Origin of the sequence: Streptomyces sp. NPDC002176, assembly GCF_044903645.1 — a bacterium.
In the GTDB taxonomy this organism is placed as follows: Bacteria; Actinomycetota; Actinomycetes; order Streptomycetales; family Streptomycetaceae; genus Streptomyces.
This window is the reverse complement of the sequence record NZ_JBJDQW010000002.1, coordinates 482,156-499,452: the sequence shown is the minus strand read 5'-3', so window position 1 is coordinate 499,452 and position 17,297 is coordinate 482,156. Positions and strand designations below refer to the sequence as shown.

Below are 17,297 nucleotides of genomic sequence, written 5' to 3'. Positions count from 1 at the left end.
CAGGGATCGCCGAGGAGCGCGATGAGTGCCGCAGACACGACCACGCCTGCAAAGGTGCCGCCGCCGCGGCAGGCACCCCCGCCCGGCCCGCCGCCCCGGCCCCGCCGCCCGGCCTCCGCCAAGGGCGGCGCCTCCACCCCCTGGCTGCTCCTCGCGCCCTGTCTGCTGATCCTCGCCGGTGTCATGGGCTACCCCCTGGTCCGGCTGGTCACCCTGTCGTTCCAGAAGTTCGGCCAGTCCCAGCTCTGGGGCTTCCAGGAGCCCGAGTCGGTCGGCTTCGGCAACTTCACCAAGGTGCTCGGCGACGGCGACTTCTGGCAGGTCGTGCTGCGCACCATCGTCTTCACCGCGGGCGCCGTCATCCTCACGATGGTCCTCGGCATGCTGATCGCCCTGCTGCTCCAGCGGGTCTCCGGCTGGGTGAAGACCCTGATCAACGTCGCGCTGGTGGCCAGCTGGGGCATGCCCGTCATCGTCGCCACCACCGTCTTCAAGTGGCTCTTCGACGCCGACTACGGCATCCTCAACGCGCTCATCAGCAAGCTGCCCGGCGTCGACCTGATCGGCCACAACTGGTTCGCCAGCGGTCCCGAGGGCCTCGCGGTGATCATGCTGCTGGTGGTCTGGGGCGCGGTGCCCTTCGTGGTCATCACCCTCAGCGCCGGACTCACCCAGGTCCCCGCCGAGCTGGAGGAGGCCGCCCGGCTGGACGGCGCGGGCTCCTGGGGTGTCTTCCGGTTCGTCACCCTGCCGGTGCTCAAGCCGGTGGTCGTCATGCTGACGACCCTCTCCGTCATCTGGGACATGGGCGTCTTCCCGCAGGTCTTCGTGATGCGCAACGGCCACCCCGAGGCCCAGTTCCAGCTGCTGACCACCTACTCCTACGACCGCGCCTTCGTGGTCAACGACTACGCCCAGGGCTCCGCCATCGCCCTCATCACCGTGGTGCTGCTGCTCGGCGTCGTCGCCGTCTACATGCGCCAGATGCTCAAGATCGGAGAGGTCGAGTGACCAGCACGGCTTCCCCCGCCCGCCGGACCTCCAAGGCCGGCTGGAACATCCTCGGCCTCCTCGTCTTCGCCACCGCGGGCTTCCCCGTCTACTGGATGCTCGACACCGCGATCAAACCGGCCAAGGACGCCATCGACCCCGACCCGAGCCTGCTGCCCACCGGGTTCACCCTGGACAACTTCAGCCGGGCCTTCGACATCGCCGACTTCTGGGGGCCGGTCGGCCGCAGCCTGGTCGTCTCGCTGTCCGTCGTCCTCATCGGCGTCGTCGTCGGCATGCTGGCCGCGCTCGCCATCTCCCGGTTCGCCTTCCGGGGCCGGAAGATCGTGATCGTCGGCATCCTCGCGGTGCAGATGGTCCCGCTCGTCGCCATGATCATCCCGGTCTTCCTGCTGCTGAACGACCTGCATCAGTACGACAAGCTCACCGGCCTGATCATCACCTATCTGACCTTCATCCTGCCGTTCACGGTGTGGACCCTGCGCGGCTTCATCGTCAACATCCCGCGCGAACTGGAGGAGGCGGCCATGGTCGACGGCTGCTCCCGCACCGGCGCCTTCGTCCGCGTGGTCTTCCCGCTGCTCGCCCCCGGCATGGTCGCCACCTCCGTCTACGGCTTCATCCAGGCGTGGAACGAGTACCTCTACGCCCTCATGCTGCTCAGCCAGGAGAACCAGACGGCCACCGTCTGGCTCGGCAACTTCACCACCAAGCACGGCACCGAATACGCCCCGATGATGGCCGGAGCCACCATGATGGCCGTGCCGATCGTCGTGCTGTTCCTCCTCGTCCAGCGCAAGATGGCCGCGGGGCTGACCGCGGGCGCCGTGAAGGGATAACGCCACCCGATGACGACAATCGCCCGCGGTACGGACACCCTGACGCGCGACGCGCTCACCGTCCTCCAGCCCGGCTTCACCGGCACCACCGCCCCCGACTGGCTGCTGCGCCGCCTCGGCGAGGGCCTCGCCTCGGTCGGCCTGTTCGGCCGCAACATCGTCTCGCCGGAACAACTGTCCGCGCTCACCGCCCAGTTGCGCGCCGAACGCCCCGATGTGCTGGTGGCCATAGACGAGGAGGGCGGCGACGTCACCCGCCTGGAGGCCCGTACCGGCTCCTCCTTCCCCGGCAACCACGCCCTCGGCGCGGTGGACGACCTGGAGCTGACCCACGCGGTCGCCCGCGAACTCGGCCGCCGCCTCGCCGCCTGCGGCGTCCACCTCAACTGGGCGCCCTCCGCCGACGTCAACTCCAACCCCGACAACCCGGTCATCGGGGTGCGCTCCTTCGGCGCCGACACCGCCCTGGTCGCCCGGCACACCGCCGCCTATGTCACGGGCCTGCAGTCCGCCGGGGTCGCGGCCTGCACCAAGCACTTCCCCGGCCACGGCGACACCGCTGTCGACTCCCACCACGCGCTGCCCCGCATCGACGTACCCGCCGACGTGCTGCACGCCCGTGAACTCGCGCCCTTCCGGGCCGCCCTCGCCGCGGGCACCCGCGCGGTGATGAGCGCCCACATCCTGGTCCCCGCCCTGGACCCGGACCGCCCCGCGACCCTCTCCCGGCCGGTCCTCACCGACCTGCTGCGCGGCGAACTCGGCTACCAGGGCCTCATCGTCACCGACGGCATGGAGATGCGCGCCGTCTCCGGCACCTACGGCATCGAGCACGGCAGCGTCCTCGCCGTCGCGGCCGGTGCCGACGCGATCTGCGTGGGCGGCGGCCTCGCCGACGACGAGACGGTACGACGGCTGCGCGACGCCCTGGTGGCCGCCGTGCGCTCTGGCGAACTGCCCGAGGAACGCCTCGCGGACGCCGCCCGCCGGGTACGCGAACTCGCCGCCTGGACGGCGAACGGGACCACCGGGGACACCGCCCCCGACCCCGAGGCCGGACTGCGCGCCGCCCGCCGGGCCCTGACGGTGACCGGCGGCGAGTCCTTCACCCCGCTCACCGAGGCGCCCTACGTCGCCGCCTTCACCCCGGTCGCCAACATCGCGGTCGGCGACGAGACCCCCTGGGGCGTGGCCGCCGAGCTGTCCGCGCTGCTGCCGGGCACGCGCACCGGAAGCTTCACCGGCGACTCGGCCGGGTCCGACGCCCTCGCGGCGGCGGGGGAGCGCCGGGTGGTGGCGGTGGTCCGGGACGAACACCGGCACCCCTGGATGGCGAAGGCCCTGAGCACGCTCCTCGAGGCCCGCCCGGACACGGTGGTCGTCGAGATGGGCGTCCCGCAGGCCCCGCCGCGCGGGCGGCTCCACCTCGCCACCCACGGCGCGGCCCGTGTCTGCGGCCGGGCGGCGGCGGAGGTCGTCGCGGGAGTGTGAGCCCGGCACCCGGTCCCCGTGGCGCGCCCACGGGGACCGAGGCGTTTCTACAGGCCCTGCCACTCCGGCTTGTGGGCGTAGGTGTGGCGGAAGTAGTCCGCCAGCTTGAGCTTGGAGGCGGCGGCCTCGTCGGCGACCACCGTGGCGTGCGGGTGCAGCTGGAGGGCGGAGGCGGGGCAGATGGCCGCCACCGGGCCCTCGACCGTCGCCGCGAGCGCGTCCGCCTTGCCCTCGCCGGTGGCGAGCAGCACCAGGTGCCGGGCCTCCAGGATGGTGCCGATGCCCTGGGTGATGACGTGGTGCGGGACCTGCTCGATGTCGCCGTCGAAGAAACGGGCGTTGTCGATCCGGGTCTGCTCGGTCAGCGTCTTGATCCGGGTCCGCGAGGCGAGCGAGGAGCACGGCTCGTTGAAGCCGATGTGCCCGTCGGTGCCGATGCCGAGGAGCTGGAGGTCCACGCCCCCGGCCGCGGCGAGCGCCCGGTCGTACTCCGCGCACGCCGCCTGGACGTCGGCGGCCGTGCCGTCCGGGCCCATGAACGCGTCCATGCCGATGCCGAGCGGCTCCAGCACCTCGCGGCGCAGCACCGAGCGGTAGGACTCGGGGTGGTCGGCGGGAAGCCCCACGTACTCGTCGAGCTGGGCGATCCTGGCCCGGCCGGTGTCCGCGGCGCCGGAGCGCACCTGGGCCGCCAGGGCCTGGTAGACGGGCAGCGGGGTGGAGCCGGTGGCCACCCCGAGCAGGGCGTCGGGCTTGCGTCGCAGCAGCCGGGCCATGGCCTCGGCGACCAGCTCGCCGCCCGCCGCGGCGTCCGGGACGATGACAACTTCCACGCTGGGCCTGCCGATCTGGAAGAGGGCCGACGGTCGCGGGGGACCGGGGGAGCGTCGGTATGTGGTTTAGACCAATCTAGCAGAGCGGCCCCGGCCGTACGGGGGCGGAAATCGCCAGGCCGACGGTGCCCCACGGCCACCTGGGCCCGACTAGGCTGCCTTTACGGTGCGGCCTCGCCGCTCGCCGAGTCCGGGTCCTCTCCGACCATGGACACGCCCTCGTGGTCTAGTCCAGAATGCGAGGGAGACACACGCAGGACGACAAGCTGAAAAGCCTCCGCCTTCCCCGCACAGGAAGGCGGATCGAGGAACCGGCGCTCTCTGCCCTGACTGCTCCGGCTCCTCGGCCTTCGGCCGACCGGGACCGCACACCCCACGGCCGATGATGCTCCGGGCTGCGGCGCGGGGAGGGCTGAGGGTCCCTCTCAGGCGCCGCGGCCCGCGGGTGTCTTTTCGGCCGGTGACGCGCCCCCGGTACGCTCGCAGCGTGCCCTCCATGAACGAACTCGTCCGCCAGCACACCGCCCTCGGGGACACCGACCTCGAGTGGCTCCATCTGCTGGTCTCGGAGTGGCAGCTGCTCTCCGACCTCTCCTTCGCCGACCTCGTCCTGTGGGTCCCCACCAGCGACGGCACCCGGTACGTCTCGGTCGCCCAGATGCGCCCGAACACCGGCCCGACCTCCTACCAGGACGACATGGTCGGCCACCTGGTCCCGCGCGGGCGCCGCCCCATGCTGGACGCGGCGCTGGACGAGGGCCGGATCGTGCGCGAGGGCGACCCGGAATGGCGCGAAGAGGTCCCCGTACGGGTCGAGTCCATCCCGGTACGGCGTGAGGGCCGCGTCCTCGGGGTGATCGCCCGCAACACCAACCTGCTGACCGTGCGCACCCCGAGCCGGCTGGAACTCACCTATCTGCAGAGCGCCTCGGACCTCGCGCAGATGATCGCGGCCGGTTCCTTCCCCTTCCCCGACCAGCAGGTCGACATGGACGCCTCCCCGCGCGCGGGCGACGGCCTGATCCGGGTGGACGCCGACGGCATCGTCCAGTACGCCTCCCCGAACGCGCTCTCCGCCTACCACCGGCTCGGCCTCGCGTCCGACCTGGTCGGCCAGCACCTGGGCCGCACCACCGCCGAACTCGCCCCGACCCGTGGCCCGGTGGACGAGGCGCTCGCCAAGGCGGCCAGCGGTTACGCGCCCCGCGAGTTCGAGATCGAGGCCAACGACGGGGTCATCCAGTTCCGGTCCATCCCGCTCAAGCCCAAGGGCACCCGCATCGGTTCCCTGGTGCTCTGCCGGGACGTCACCGAACTCCGGCGCCGCGAACGCGAGTTGATCACCAAGGACGCCACCATCCGGGAGATCCACCACCGGGTGAAGAACAACCTCCAGACCGTGGCCGCCCTGCTCAGGCTCCAGGCCCGCCGCATCGACTCCGAGCGCGGCCGGGAAGCGCTGGAGGAGGCGGTGCGCCGGGTCGGCTCGATCGCCATCGTGCACGAGACGCTGTCTCAGAACCTGGACGAGCGGGTGGAGTTCGACGACATCGCCGACCGCGTGCTGGCGATGGTCGCGGAGATCTCGCCGGGCAAGGTGACGGGCCGCCGCACCGGTCGCTTCGGCTGGCTGGACGCCGAGGTCGCCACTCCGCTGTCGATGGTGCTGACCGAAGTGCTGCAGAACGCCCTGGAACACGGCTTCCGCGAGGGCGACACCGGCACGGTCGAGGTCTCGGCGGTCCGGGGCGGCACCACCAAGGAGGGCCGTCTGCTCGTCACCGTGCAGGACGACGGGGTCGGTCTGCCCGAGGGCTTCGACCCGCACACCGCGGGCAACCTCGGCCTCCAGATCGTCCGCACCCTCGTCGAGGGCGAGCTGGGCGGCACCTTCGACATGGTCCCGGCGCCGGAGCGCGGCACCCAGGTCATCTTCGACATCCCGGTGCGCCCGCAGAAGTGAGCCTCTGGAAGGTCGGCGCGGGAAAGCGAAAAGCCCCGGACCAGTGAATGGTCCGAGGCTGGTGCTCGTTGCTGAGCTGCTCCGCTGAGGCGGAGCCCCCCGGGTCCGGCGGGGCCGGGACCTGGGGAAAGCATCGGGGGTACTGCGCGCTGCGGCTCGGGGGCGGGAGAAGCGTGGTGCCCGTGAATCCGGGCCCACGCGCCGCCAAGCTCAGGCTGTCAGCAGGGGTGACTCGTCAGGCAGAAGCCTGGCGAGCACGGTTGCGGGCGGCGCGGCGCTTCATCGCGCGACGCTCGTCCTCGCTCAGACCACCCCAGACGCCGGAGTCCTGACCGGACTCGAGCGCCCACTGCAGGCACTGCTCCATGACGGGGCAGCGACGGCAGACGGCCTTGGCTTCCTCGATCTGCAGCAGCGCGGGACCGGTGTTGCCGATGGGGAAGAACAGCTCGGGGTCTTCCTCGCGGCAAACGGCGTTGTGACGCCAGTCCATGGCTGCTACCTCTCCTTGGTATTACATGCAGATTGCTTGTGAATGTGAACGCTTTCACGAGTCCCTCAACAAGTGAAGGGCCGATCACCGGGTCTCCCCGGCGTGGACCTGTGTTTTGAAGAGGGTTCTGGCGATCAATGGAAGCCGGTGTTGCGGGCCGTCCCGATCGCCATGTAGAGACTCGCAAACCTCGGCGACGGATACAACCCCTTCCGGAAGATTTTTTTTGATTCCTCGGTGTCGACTAGGTCACAGCCGTACTTCCATGGGGTGGACAGTGGCCTAAACGTTCGAGTGAAAGGACTTTGGCCCGTTCCGCTCACACAATCACACGCAGTGCACGGCGAACGCCTGTGAACGTCACGCTCGTCCGCAGCCCCAGGTGGTCACCGTCCATCTGAAGGGGCAGAGGGACCTTCGAATGCAAGGTGAACCGGTCCAGGTCGTGCAGCGAAATCGCGTGTTTCCCATGGGGTCCACGCTCGGGGGACGAAGTGAGCAACTGGGTCGCATACCGGGCAACCGCGGCCGTGGAGAGCCGCTTCAGACCGAGCACGTCGATGCCTTTATCGAACGACGCCTTAGGCGACGTGTACATCGGGCGATTGCCGAGATACGTCCAGGGCGACGTGTTCGAGACTATGGCGACGGCGAGATCGGTCACCGGTTCCGAACCGGGTCGTTCCAGGGTGATCGTGCCGTGTCTGCGATTCGGTTCACCCATGAACTGCCTTGCTACTTGGCGGACATAGAGCGCGTGCGTCGACTTCTTGCCGCGCTCCCGTTCCCTTTCGACCCTGCCCACAACTCCGGCGTCGAAGCCAAGTCCGGCGTTGAAAGTGAACCAGCGCTCCGGCACCGCCTCGTCCGCCGTACCCGGTGTCCCCGAGGTCAGACCGAGGCCGACCACACGTTCCCGGCGCTCGCGCAGCGCGTCCAGCAGGGCGCCGGTGGCCTCGACGGGATCGTTGGGCAGACCCAGCGCACGGGCGAAGACATTGGTCGAACCGCCGGGGACCACCGCGAGACCGGGCAGCCGCTCCGGGTCGGGGCCGGCGTACAGCAGGCCGTTGACCACCTCGTTCACGGTGCCGTCGCCGCCCAGGGCCACCACCATGTCGACGTCGTCACTCTCCGCAGCCGACCGCCCCAGATCGCGCGCGTGACCGCGGTACTCGGTGTGGACGACCTCCAGCTTCATCTCGCTGGCGAGCGCGTGGATCAGTACGTCGCGTCTGCGGGCGCTTGTGGTGGTTGCCGCCGGATTGACCACGAGAAGTGCACGCATGCATGGCAGCGTACCTACTGGGGGGTATCCGGCCCAGGGAGAGCCGGAGATCGATGGGCGCGGACGGCGTGAGCCTCGCCACGCACCCTCCGGGCCGTGCCGGGCGCGGGGCTACCCTTCTCGGGTGAGCAGTGAGCAGACCCCCGCCCCGGAGACCATCGGCACCGCCGCGGCCGGTGAGCGCCCGCGCCGCCTCGTGTACGCCGCCGCCCTGGCCGCACTGGAGGGGATCGCCCTCGTCGTGGCGGGCGGGTACGTTCTCGCGCTCGGTCTCACCGGCGCCGGTGACGACCGGCAGCAGGCCGTCACCGGTGGGATCACCCTGCTGGTGCTCGCGCTGCTGCCGCTGCTCGCCGCGCGCGGGCTGTGGCTGACACGCCGCTGGAGCCGGGGCCCCGCCGTGATCACCCAGATCCTCGCCCTGCCGGTCGCCTACAACCTGCTCCAGGCCGACAGCATCGCCATCGGGGCGGGCATCGCCCTCGCGGTCGTCTCGGTCGCCGCGCTGGTCCTGCTGGTCAACCCGGCCACGACCCGCGCCCTCGGGATCACCGGGCCGGGCCGCGCCGAATAACGCCCGCTCGGGCGAGGGCGGTCCTACTCCTCCACCAGGAGCTTCTCCCGCAGCTGGGCCAGCGTGCGGGCCAGCAGCCGGGAGACGTGCATCTGTGAGATGCCGACCTCCTGCGCGATCTGCGACTGGGTCATGTTCCCGAAGAACCGCAGCAGCAGGATGCGCTTCTCGCGCGGCGGGAGATCCTCCAGCAGCGGCTTGAGCGACTCCCGGTACTCCACCCCCTCCAGTGCCTCGTCCTCCGAGCCGAGGGTGTCGGCGACCGCCGGGGACTCGTCGTCGGTGTCGGGGACGTCCAGCGACAGCGTGGAGTACGCGTTCGCCGACTCCAGCCCCTCCAGCACCTCCTCCTCGGAGATGGCCAGCTTCTCCGCCAGCTCGTGCACCGTGGGGGAGCGGCCGTGCAGCTGGGACAGCTCGGCCGTCGCCGTGGTCAGCGAGAGCCGCAGCTCCTGGAGCCGACGCGGCACCCGGACCGCCCAGCCCTTGTCCCGGAAGTGCCGCTTGATCTCGCCGACGACCGTGGGAGTGGCGTACGTGGAGAACTCCACGCCCCGCTCCGGGTCGAACCGGTCCACGGACTTGATCAGCCCGATCGTGGCGACCTGGGTGAGGTCGTCCAGCGGCTCGCCGCGGTTGCGGAAGCGGCGCGCCAGGTGCTCGACGAGCGGCAGATGCATGCGGACCAGCCGGTTGCGCAGCTCCGCGTACTCCGGGCTGCCGTCCTTCAGGCCGCGCAGCTCCACGAAGAGCGCCCGCGCCCCGCTGCGGTCATGAGGGTCGTGCTGTGCCGCCCGCACGGCCTCCGCGCCCGGCGCGGTGCCCTCGGCGTATCGCTCGTGCTCGCTCATCGTCCCGCCCGTAGCCCTTCCCCGAGCCCTCGCCCCCGCGCGGTCGGCGGTCGCGTCCCCGCCGCGCTCCCCCTGGGGCACGCTCCGTACGGCACCCTCGCCGCCGCCCGGTGCGGAGTCGTCCTCCGGGTGGGGTCTGGCCTGCTCGGGGATACCGTCGATGCCGTCCAGGCCGTCGGCCATGTGCCGGGAGCCGTCCTGGGGGGCCGCCCGCAGGCTCTCGGCCTTCCCGGTCGGCAGTTCTCGCGCGCCGCGCTCTTCGTCCCGCACCGGACCGTCCCCGTTCCTCACGCCGGGCCGGGGCCCGCGCCGCGCTGTTTGTAGAGGCTGATCGACACGGTCCGGTCCTCGTCTACGGCGGACGACACCTTGCCCGCCAGGGCCGACAGCACGGTCCAGGCGAACGTGTCGCGCGACGGGGCGTGGCCGTCGGTGGTCGGAGCCGACACCGTGACCTCCAGCGAGTCGTCGACGAGCCGGAAGACGCAGCTGAGCACGGAGCCCGGCACGGCCTGCTGGAGCAGGATCGCGCAGGCTTCGTCGACCGCGATGCGCAGATCCTCGATCTCGTCCAAGGTGAAGTCCAAGCGGGCCGCCAGACCGGCCGTGGCCGTCCGCAGCACCGACAGGTAGGCACCCGCGGCCGGAAGCCGGACTTCCACGAAGTCCTGGTTCGCCGTGGGCTCGCCTGCGATCTGGGACACCCTCACCTCCATGGTGGTACAAGCTTCACGGGGCCGGGGGTCGCCCCCGGCGTAACGCGTATGTGGTTCCGCGGTGACGCTATCGCGCTCGGAACGTTCCTGTCCCCGCGCCCCCGACCCCCTGGCGTTACTCACAGTAAAGCTCCGTATACGCTCCGTGTCTAGGGGGTGGGGCGGATTCAAATGGGAAGAGCGCGCGCCGGGTTGACGTACCCAGGCATCGGGCGGTCGAACCACCGGAATCGGGGCCGCGCCGCCCGCCGCTGTGCCGTCCACTCTCACACGAGTACGTGGTCCACGAAACACCATCGCCAGTCGTCTCCGGGTTCGAACGTCCGCATCACCGGGTGACCCGAGTCCGTGTGGTGCTTCGTCGCGTGCCGGTTCGGCGAGGAGTCGCAGCACGCGACATGGCCGCAGGTGAGGCAGAGCCGCAGCTGTACCGGGTCCGTACCGTCCGCGAGACACTCCAGGCACGTCTCGCTCAGCGGGCCGGGTTCCGGGAGCGGCAGCGCGTCGAGGTGCGTGCACTGTTTCATGATTGCCAGATTACGTCGGGAGCGCGGGGAGCCGCGCGGAGAACGAGGGTGGGCGAGGACATGGACGTGATGCCGCTCCTGCTGCTGATCGCGGGGAGCGCGGCCGTCGCGGGCGTGGCCCGGCGCGGGCCGGTACCCGCGCCGCTGCTGCTGGTCGGGGTGGGCCTCGCCGCGTCCTACGTGCCGGGCGTGCCCGACTACACCCTCGACCCCGAGGTCGTCCTTCCGCTGCTGCTGCCCCCGCTGCTGTACACCTCGGCCAGCGACAGCTCCTACCTCGACCTGCGCGCCCAGGTGCGGCCGGTGGCCCTGCTGTCGGTCGGGTACGTCCTCTTCGCCACCGTCGCCGTCGGCTGGGTCGCCCATCTGATCGTGCCCGGACTGCCGCTGACCGCCGCGCTGGTGCTGGGCGCGGTGGTGGCACCGCCCGACGCGGTCGCCGCCACCGCGGTCGCCCGCAGGCTCGGACTGCCGTCCCGGATCACCACGATCCTCCAGGGCGAGTCCCTGCTGAACGACGCCACCGCCATCACCGCGTACAAGGTCGCCCTGGCCGCCGCCATCGGGGAGGGCGCCACCTGGGCGGGCGGGCTGGTCGAGTTCCTGATCGCCGCGGTCGGCGGTGTCGGGGTCGGCCTCGTCCTGATGGCGCCCCTGCACTGGCTGCGCACCCATCTGCGCGAGGCCCTGCTCCAGAACACCCTGTCCCTGCTCATCCCGTTCGTCGCCTACGGCGTCGCCGAGCAGTTCCACGCCTCCGGGGTGCTCGCGGTCGTGGTCGTCGCGCTGTACCTCGGGCACCGCGCGTGGGAGGTCGACTTCGCCACCCGGCTCCAGGAGGAGGCGGTGTGGAAGATGGTCGCCTTCATCCTCGAGTCCGCCGTCTTCGCCCTGATCGGCCTCCAGCTGCGCGTCGTCGTCGAGGGACTCGGCGCGAACGAGGGCGCGCGGGCCGTCGCGTACGCCGTGATCCTCTTCCTGGTCGTCGTCCTCGCCCGGGTCGCCTGGGTCTACCCCGCCGCCTTCCTGCCCCGCCTGCTCTCCGCCCGCGTCCGGGAGCGGGAGGAGAACCCCACCTGGAAGGGCGCGCTGGTCACCGGCTGGGCCGGGATGCGCGGCGTGGTCTCCCTCGCCATCGCGTTCTCCGTCCCGCTCACCGTGCACGGCGGCCACCCCTTCCCGCAGCGCAACCTGATCCTCTTCCTGACCTTCACCACCGTCATCGGCACCCTGGTCATCCAGGGCCTGAGCCTGCCCCCGCTGATCCGCGCCCTCCGCTTCCCGGCCCGCGACCCGCGCGCGGACACCCTCGCCGAGGCCAACGCGCAGGCCCAGGCGTCCCGCGCGGCCGAGACCCGCCTCACCGAACTCCTCACCGACGAGCGCAACGCCCTGCCCGCACCGCTCGCCGACCGGCTCCGCGCGGTGATGGAGCGCCGCCGCGACTCCGTCTGGGAACGCCTCGGCCAGGCCAACCCGGTCACCGGCGAGTCCGTGGACGACACCTACCGGCGGCTGTCCCGCCAGATGATCAGCGCCGAACGCGATGTCTTCGTCCGGCTGCGCGACCACCGCTACATCGACGACGAGATGCTCCGCGCCCTGCTGCGCCGACTCGACCTGGAGGAGGCGGCCGCGTTCCGGGAAGTGGCCTAAAACGTACTGTCCGGGAAGGGGCGTCCGGTGATCACTGCGGCCACGGAGGTCCCGCGCGGGAAGGCGCCCTCCTCGGCCAGCGCGGTGAGCGCGTACAGCGACTTGGCGACATACAGCCGCTCCACGGGCACCCCGTGCCGGTCCTCGAAGTCCGCCGCGAAGGCGTCCAGCTCCGGAGTCGTACGGGCATAGCCGCCGAAGTGGAAACGGTCCTCCAGCGACCAGTCGCCGGTGCGCGCGCCGAAGGCCCGCTCCTGGAGGGCGCGGACCTCGGCCGCCAGGAAGCCGCCCTTGAGCACGGACACCCCGAGCGCGCGCTGTCCGGGCGCGAGCCCGGCGGCCAGTCCGGCGAGCGTGCCACCGGTGCCGCAGGCCACCGCGACGACCTCCGCGCGGTCCCGCAGCTCCTCGCCCAGCGCCACGCAGCCGCGCACCGCCTCGGCGTTGCTGCCGCCCTCCGGGACGACGTACGCGTCCTCCGCGCGGGCCGCGCGCAGGATCGCGGCCAGGGTCTCCGGCTCGGCCTTGCGCCGGTACGTGGCCCGGTCCGTGAAGTGCAGGCGCATGCCGTCGGCCGCGCACCGGGCCAGCGAGGGGTTCAGCGGGCGCCCGGCCAGCTCGTCACCGCGCACCACGCCGACCGTGGGCATGCCGAGCAGCCGTCCGGCGGCCGCGGTGGCGCGCAGATGGTTGGAGTACGCGCCACCGAAGGTGACCAGCGCCCGGCCCCGCGCCGCCTCGATGTTCGGCATGAGCTTGCGCCACTTGTTGCCGATCAGCTCCGGGTGGATCAGATCGTCCCGCTTGAGCAGCAGCCGCACGCCGTGCCGGGAGAAACGGTCGTCCCGCACCTCCGCGAGGGGCGAGGGGAGTGCCGGGGTGAGGGGAGCGGCGCTGGTCATGGGCCCATTGTCCCCTCGCCCCCGCGCGCGGGCGGGGTCAGTCCTTCAGGCGCTCCTTCACGCGCGACCGCAGCGATGCCATGGTGAACCCGCGCGGGTCCACCTTGCCCGGCTGCCATTCGCGGTGGCCGATGACCGAACGTTCCGTCCAGCCGTGGTGGCGGCAGATCGCGGCGGACACCCGCACGATCGCCTCCATCTGGGCGTCGGGCCAGGGGTCCTCGCCGTCGCCGAGGTTCTCGCACTCGAAGCCGTAGAAGTACCGGTTGCCGTCGGTGTTGGCCTCGTTGTCGGTCGGCAGGCCCTTCTCCGCGATGACCGCGCGTAGCACCTCGTCGTCGCCGAGACCGGCGTGGTTGGCGCGGCCGTAGCCGACCAGATGCACCCTGCCGTCCTTGGTGATCACACCGTGGCAGAGTGGGCCGGGAAGCTCCTCGTAGCCTTCGCGGCACAGCTCCACGGTGCGGGCGCTGCCGCTGGTCACCGTGTGGTGGATCATGACGCCGTGCACCGGGCCCCAGGGGCCCTTGTGGTTGCGGTTGTGGACCCGCCAGCCGGCGACCTCCACGACCTTGAGGCCCTCCGCCTTCAGCGCGCTCAGAAAACCGCTCGCGGACATGGGTGGGGACATGGCCGCCTCCTTCGTACCGTTCGGGAAGTTTGGGACGGACCGGCCGTCTCGGCCCACCCGTCACGGTGCTTGTACCGACGTACGGGGGTGGGAATCACATCGTTCGCTCGGTGTGCGAGCCGATCCGGCCATTCCGGGTCCGGTCGGCGAAGTCCCCCAGTCTGCCCAGTAGTCCGATGATCCATTCCCCTTCTTTCGGGTAATGGTGCGAGCACGCTCCGTGATGAAAGGCTCAGCCGTGAGACCGGTGCCCGGCGAGATTCGGCACCGGGCATACACGGGAGGGCAATTCCTTATGTCGGTAGGCGAAGAGGTCCGCACGGAGCAGGGCAAGCCGCAGCAGTCCCTCGGCACGGCGGCCGCGCGGAACCTGGCCACCACGACCAAGTCCGCACCCCAGATGCAGGAGATCAGCTCCCGCTGGCTGCTGCGCAACCTGCCCTGGGTGGACGTCCAGGGTGGCACGTACCGGGTGAACCGGCGGCTGACGTACGCCGTCGGCGACGGCCGCGTCACCTTCGTGAAGACCGGGGACCAGGTCGAGGTCATCCCGGCCGAGCTGGGCGAACTGCCCGCCCTGCGCTCGTTCGAGGACGAAGAGGTGCTGACCGAGCTGGCCCGGCGCTGCAGGCAGCGCGACATCGCCGCGGGCGAGGTGATCAGCTCCTTCGGCGCCCGCACCGAGGAGGTCTACCTGCTCGCCCACGGCCGCGTCGAGAAGATCGGCACGGGCCCGTACGGAGACGACGCGGTCCTCGAAGTCCTCGCCGACGGCGCCTACTTCGGCGAACAGGCGCTGCTGGACCCCGACGCCATCTGGGAGTACACCGCCCGCGCCGCCACCGCGTGCACGGTGCTCGTCCTCACCCGCTCCGACTTCGAGCAGGTCGCCGAGCGCTCCGACTCCCTCGGCGAACACGTGGGCAGGCTGCGCGCGCTCCCGGACCAGCGCACCAACAAGTACGGCGAGAAGGAGGTCGAGCTGGCGGCCGGTCACTCCGGCGAGCCCGACATCCCGCACACCTTCGTGGACTACGAGGCGCGTCCGCGCGAGTACGAACTCAGCATCGCCCAGACCGTGCTGCGCATCCACTCCCGCGTGGCCGACCTGTACAACCAGCCGATGAACCAGACCGAGCACCAGTTGCGGCTCACCGTCGAGGCGCTGAAGGAGCGCCAGGAGCACGAGCTGGTCAACAACCGCGAGTTCGGCCTGCTGCACGCCTGTGAGTACGACCAGCGCCTCCAGCCGCACGACGGCGTCCCCGGTCCGGACGACCTGGACGAGCTGCTCAGCCGCCGCCGGGGCACCAAGTTCCTGCTCGCCCACCCGCGCGCCATCGCGGCGATCGGGCGCGAGCTGAACAAGCGCGGACTGGTCCCGGAGACCATCGACGTGGGCGGCAACCGCATCCCCACCTGGCGCGGGGTGCCGATCTACCCGTGCAACAAGATCCCGGTCAGCGAGGCCCGCACCACCTCGATCATCGCGCTGCGTACCGGCGAGGCCGACCAGGGCGTGATCGGCCTGCGGCAGTCCGGCCTGCCGGACGAGATCGAGCCCAGCCTGTCCGTCCGCTTCATGGGCATCAACGAGCAGGCCGTCATCAACTACCTGGTGACCGCCTACTACTCGGCCGCCGTGCTGGTGCCGGACGCGCTCGGCGTGCTGGAGAACGTGGAGATCGGCCGGTGGCGGTGACACCGTCCCCGCTTACGGCCGTGTTCCGCCCCGGCGGTCCCTGCCGCCGGGGCGGCGGCCCCACCGTTCCCGGAGTTCGTGAGGGGGAGCCATGAGCGAGTCCACCGTGGAGACGGGAGGGCGCGCGTCGGCGCCGGTCGCGTCCGCGTCCGACGCCGTACCGAGGCCGCGGCAGGCGGCGGACGATGTGCCGAGGGACGGCGCTTCGGGGGACGGCGTTCCGCGGGACGGCGTTTCGGGGGAGGGCCATGAGGCGGTCGTCCTGCTGGAGCGCACCCGGGGGGTCGTGGACCCCGAACTGCGCGCCGCCGTCGACTCGTTGCCGGGGCAGCTGCGCCGGATCGCGCTCTACCACTTCGGCTGGAGCCACGCGGACGGCACCCCGGCCGCGGGCAACGCGGGCAAGGCGATCCGCCCCGCCCTCGTCCTGGCGGCCGCCTCCGCGCTGGGCGGTGCGGAGGCGCGGGTCGCGTCCGTGCGGGCCGCGGCGGCGGTCGAACTGGTCCACAACTTCACGCTGTTGCACGACGACGTGATGGACCGCGACACCACCCGCAGACACCGGCCCACGGCCTGGACCGTGTTCGGCGACCCCGACGCGATCCTCGCCGGGGACGCCCTCCAGGCCCTGGCCCTGCGGCTGCTCGCCGACGACCCGCATCCGGCCTCCGGCCGTGCGGCGGCCCGGCTCGCGGAGTGCGTCATCGAACTGTGCGCCGGACAGCAGACCGACACGGCCCTGGAACAGCGCCCGCCCGACGAGGTCGCCCTCGACGAGGTGCTGGCCATGGCCGAGGCGAAGACCGGCGCCCTGCTCGGCTGCGCCTGCGCCTTGGGCGCGCTGTACGCGGGCGCGGAGGACGAGGTCGTGGCGGCGCTGGACACCTTCGGCCGCCAGGCGGGGCTGGCGTTCCAGCTGATCGACGACGTGATCGGCATATGGGGCGACCCCCGGCGCACGGGCAAACCAGCCGGCGCCGACCTCGCCGTCCGCAAGAAGTCCCTGCCGGTGGTCGCCGCGCTGACCTCCGGCACCCCGGCGGCAGCGGAACTGGCCACGCTGTACGCCCGCCCGCACACGGAGGGCGACACCGCCGAGATCGCCCGTGCGACGGTCGCCGTGGAGCAGGCGGGCGGCCGGGACTGGGCTCAGGCGGAGGCGGCGGACCGGATGGCACGGGCGGTCCAGGAACTGGCCCGGGCCGTCCCGGCCCCGGAGGCGGCGGGCGGTCTGCTGGCGCTGGCGGAGTTCGTCACCCGGCGCAGCAGCTGAGGCGGGGGCCCCGCGCATCCCCACGGTGCGCGGGGCCCACCCGTCCTACCCTGGGCTTATGGACAGGGAAGCCCATGTCTGCCCCACCTGCGGCCGGTCCGTCGACACGGTCGTCGGCCGCCACAAGACGCTGGGCGCGTGGGTCCCGGTGTGGAAGCCAGGACCGTGCCACAACCCGGCCTGCGCCTCTACCGTGACCCCCATGCCCCAGCATCCCGAGATCCTCCACCTCACCGAACGCGCCCTCTGGGACGCGGCCCGCGAACACGGCACCTACGAGGTGTCCACCCGAGGCCGCACCCTTGAAGAGGTCGGCTACGTCCACTTCTCCACCCGCGCCCAACTCCCTCACGTCGCGGCCTTCCTGTACGGCGACGACCCCGACCGGGACGACCTGGTGGTCCTGGTGGTCGACCCGAAGCTGCTCGACGCCCCGCTGAAGTACGAGGCGATGCCACCGGCGGGGGAGGAGTTCCCGCATGTGTACGGGGCGGTGCCGGTGTCGGCGGTGGTCGACGTGGAGCCGTGGAAGGGGCCCTAGGTCCCT

At 71.6% G+C, this 17,297-nt stretch carries 17 protein-coding genes; 9 read left to right on the top strand and 8 right to left on the bottom strand.

Annotated elements, in window-relative coordinates:
- The first annotated feature begins 21 nt into the window (after positions 1 to 21).
- The 3 genes from ACI2LY_RS10465 to ACI2LY_RS10455 are packed head-to-tail and all read left to right on the top strand — an operon-like array spanning position 22 to position 3,341.
- Positions 22 to 1,011, top strand: a complete 990-nt coding sequence (locus ACI2LY_RS10465) for a carbohydrate ABC transporter permease (RefSeq protein ID WP_404706817.1) — start codon at positions 22 to 24, stop codon at positions 1,009 to 1,011.
- Entirely contained in the window at positions 1,008 to 1,850 is an 843-nt protein-coding gene (locus tag ACI2LY_RS10460; protein ID WP_350898975.1) for a carbohydrate ABC transporter permease, read from the top strand. The genes ACI2LY_RS10465 and ACI2LY_RS10460 overlap by 4 nt, the downstream gene beginning before the upstream one ends.
- A 9-nt stretch (positions 1,851 to 1,859) precedes the next feature.
- A complete protein-coding gene (locus ACI2LY_RS10455; protein ID WP_404706816.1) occupies positions 1,860 to 3,341 on the top strand; it encodes a glycoside hydrolase family 3 protein in 1,482 nt (493 codons plus the stop codon).
- Between the two features lie 47 nt (positions 3,342 to 3,388).
- On the opposite strand, the gene nagB is transcribed toward ACI2LY_RS10455, so the two are convergent.
- Positions 3,389 to 4,174: a glucosamine-6-phosphate deaminase gene (gene nagB, locus ACI2LY_RS10450; protein ID WP_404706815.1), complete on the bottom strand. Its 786-nt coding sequence runs from the start codon at positions 4,172 to 4,174 to the stop codon at positions 3,389 to 3,391.
- Positions 4,175 to 4,661: 487 nt separating this feature from the next.
- On the opposite strand from nagB, the gene ACI2LY_RS10445 reads away from it, so the two are divergent.
- On the top strand, positions 4,662 to 6,137 hold the full coding sequence (locus ACI2LY_RS10445) for a sensor histidine kinase (RefSeq protein ID WP_393606325.1): 1,476 nt from the start codon (positions 4,662 to 4,664) through the stop codon (positions 6,135 to 6,137).
- A 235-nt stretch (positions 6,138 to 6,372) separates the two neighbouring features.
- Here ACI2LY_RS10445 and ACI2LY_RS10440 read toward each other — a convergent pair whose 3' ends face one another.
- Positions 6,373 to 6,630, bottom strand: a complete 258-nt coding sequence (locus ACI2LY_RS10440) for a WhiB family transcriptional regulator (protein ID WP_016639615.1) — start codon at positions 6,628 to 6,630, stop codon at positions 6,373 to 6,375.
- A 319-nt stretch (positions 6,631 to 6,949) separates the two neighbouring features.
- Entirely contained in the window at positions 6,950 to 7,918 is a 969-nt protein-coding gene (locus tag ACI2LY_RS10435) for a diacylglycerol/lipid kinase family protein (protein WP_404706814.1), read from the bottom strand.
- Between the two features lie 124 nt (positions 7,919 to 8,042).
- Between ACI2LY_RS10435 and ACI2LY_RS10430 the strand changes: the two genes are divergently transcribed.
- Positions 8,043 to 8,492 carry a hypothetical protein gene (locus ACI2LY_RS10430; RefSeq protein ID WP_404706813.1) on the top strand — a complete coding sequence of 150 codons (450 nt, stop codon included), beginning with the start codon at positions 8,043 to 8,045 and terminating at the stop codon, positions 8,490 to 8,492.
- A 23-nt stretch (positions 8,493 to 8,515) separates the two neighbouring features.
- On the opposite strand, the gene ACI2LY_RS10425 is transcribed toward ACI2LY_RS10430, so the two are convergent.
- From ACI2LY_RS10425 to ACI2LY_RS10415, 3 genes are all read right to left on the bottom strand, one after another.
- Complete coding sequence (locus tag ACI2LY_RS10425; protein WP_404706812.1) at positions 8,516 to 9,613, bottom strand: RNA polymerase sigma factor SigF; 1,098 nt, start codon at positions 9,611 to 9,613, stop codon at positions 8,516 to 8,518.
- Between the two features lie 17 nt (positions 9,614 to 9,630).
- Positions 9,631 to 10,047: an anti-sigma regulatory factor gene (locus tag ACI2LY_RS10420; protein WP_018544439.1), complete on the bottom strand. Its 417-nt coding sequence runs from the start codon at positions 10,045 to 10,047 to the stop codon at positions 9,631 to 9,633.
- Positions 10,048 to 10,325: 278 nt separating this feature from the next.
- Positions 10,326 to 10,586 (bottom strand): UBP-type zinc finger domain-containing protein, encoded by a 261-nt coding sequence (locus ACI2LY_RS10415; protein WP_388995616.1) that lies wholly within the window; start codon positions 10,584 to 10,586, stop codon positions 10,326 to 10,328.
- A 60-nt stretch (positions 10,587 to 10,646) separates the two neighbouring features.
- Between ACI2LY_RS10415 and ACI2LY_RS10410 the strand changes: the two genes are divergently transcribed.
- Positions 10,647 to 12,242 (top strand): Na+/H+ antiporter, encoded by a 1,596-nt coding sequence (locus tag ACI2LY_RS10410; protein ID WP_404707307.1) that lies wholly within the window; start codon positions 10,647 to 10,649, stop codon positions 12,240 to 12,242.
- Here ACI2LY_RS10410 and ACI2LY_RS10405 read toward each other — a convergent pair.
- Together ACI2LY_RS10405 and ACI2LY_RS10400 are read right to left on the bottom strand one after the other, a co-directional pair.
- Entirely contained in the window at positions 12,239 to 13,144 is a 906-nt protein-coding gene (locus ACI2LY_RS10405) for a 1-aminocyclopropane-1-carboxylate deaminase/D-cysteine desulfhydrase (protein ID WP_404706811.1), read from the bottom strand. The genes ACI2LY_RS10410 and ACI2LY_RS10405 overlap by 4 nt on opposite strands.
- Before the next feature lie 37 nt (positions 13,145 to 13,181).
- The gene (locus ACI2LY_RS10400; protein WP_401447179.1) at positions 13,182 to 13,775 is read right to left on the bottom strand and encodes an N-acetylmuramoyl-L-alanine amidase; all 594 of its coding nucleotides are present in this window, start codon (positions 13,773 to 13,775) and stop codon (positions 13,182 to 13,184) included.
- Between the two features lie 295 nt (positions 13,776 to 14,070).
- Here ACI2LY_RS10400 and ACI2LY_RS10395 point away from each other — a divergent pair, with 295 nt between their 5' ends.
- From ACI2LY_RS10395 to ACI2LY_RS10385, 3 genes are all read left to right on the top strand, one after another.
- Positions 14,071 to 15,477 carry a family 2B encapsulin nanocompartment shell protein gene (locus tag ACI2LY_RS10395; protein WP_404706810.1) on the top strand — a complete coding sequence of 469 codons (1,407 nt, stop codon included), beginning with the start codon at positions 14,071 to 14,073 and terminating at the stop codon, positions 15,475 to 15,477.
- Between the two features lie 91 nt (positions 15,478 to 15,568).
- A complete protein-coding gene (locus tag ACI2LY_RS10390) occupies positions 15,569 to 16,750 on the top strand; it encodes a family 2 encapsulin nanocompartment cargo protein polyprenyl transferase (protein WP_404706809.1) in 1,182 nt (393 codons plus the stop codon).
- A 202-nt stretch (positions 16,751 to 16,952) separates the two neighbouring features.
- Positions 16,953 to 17,291: a DUF952 domain-containing protein gene (locus ACI2LY_RS10385; protein ID WP_404706808.1), complete on the top strand. Its 339-nt coding sequence runs from the start codon at positions 16,953 to 16,955 to the stop codon at positions 17,289 to 17,291.
- Positions 17,292 to 17,297: the final 6 nt, after the last annotated feature.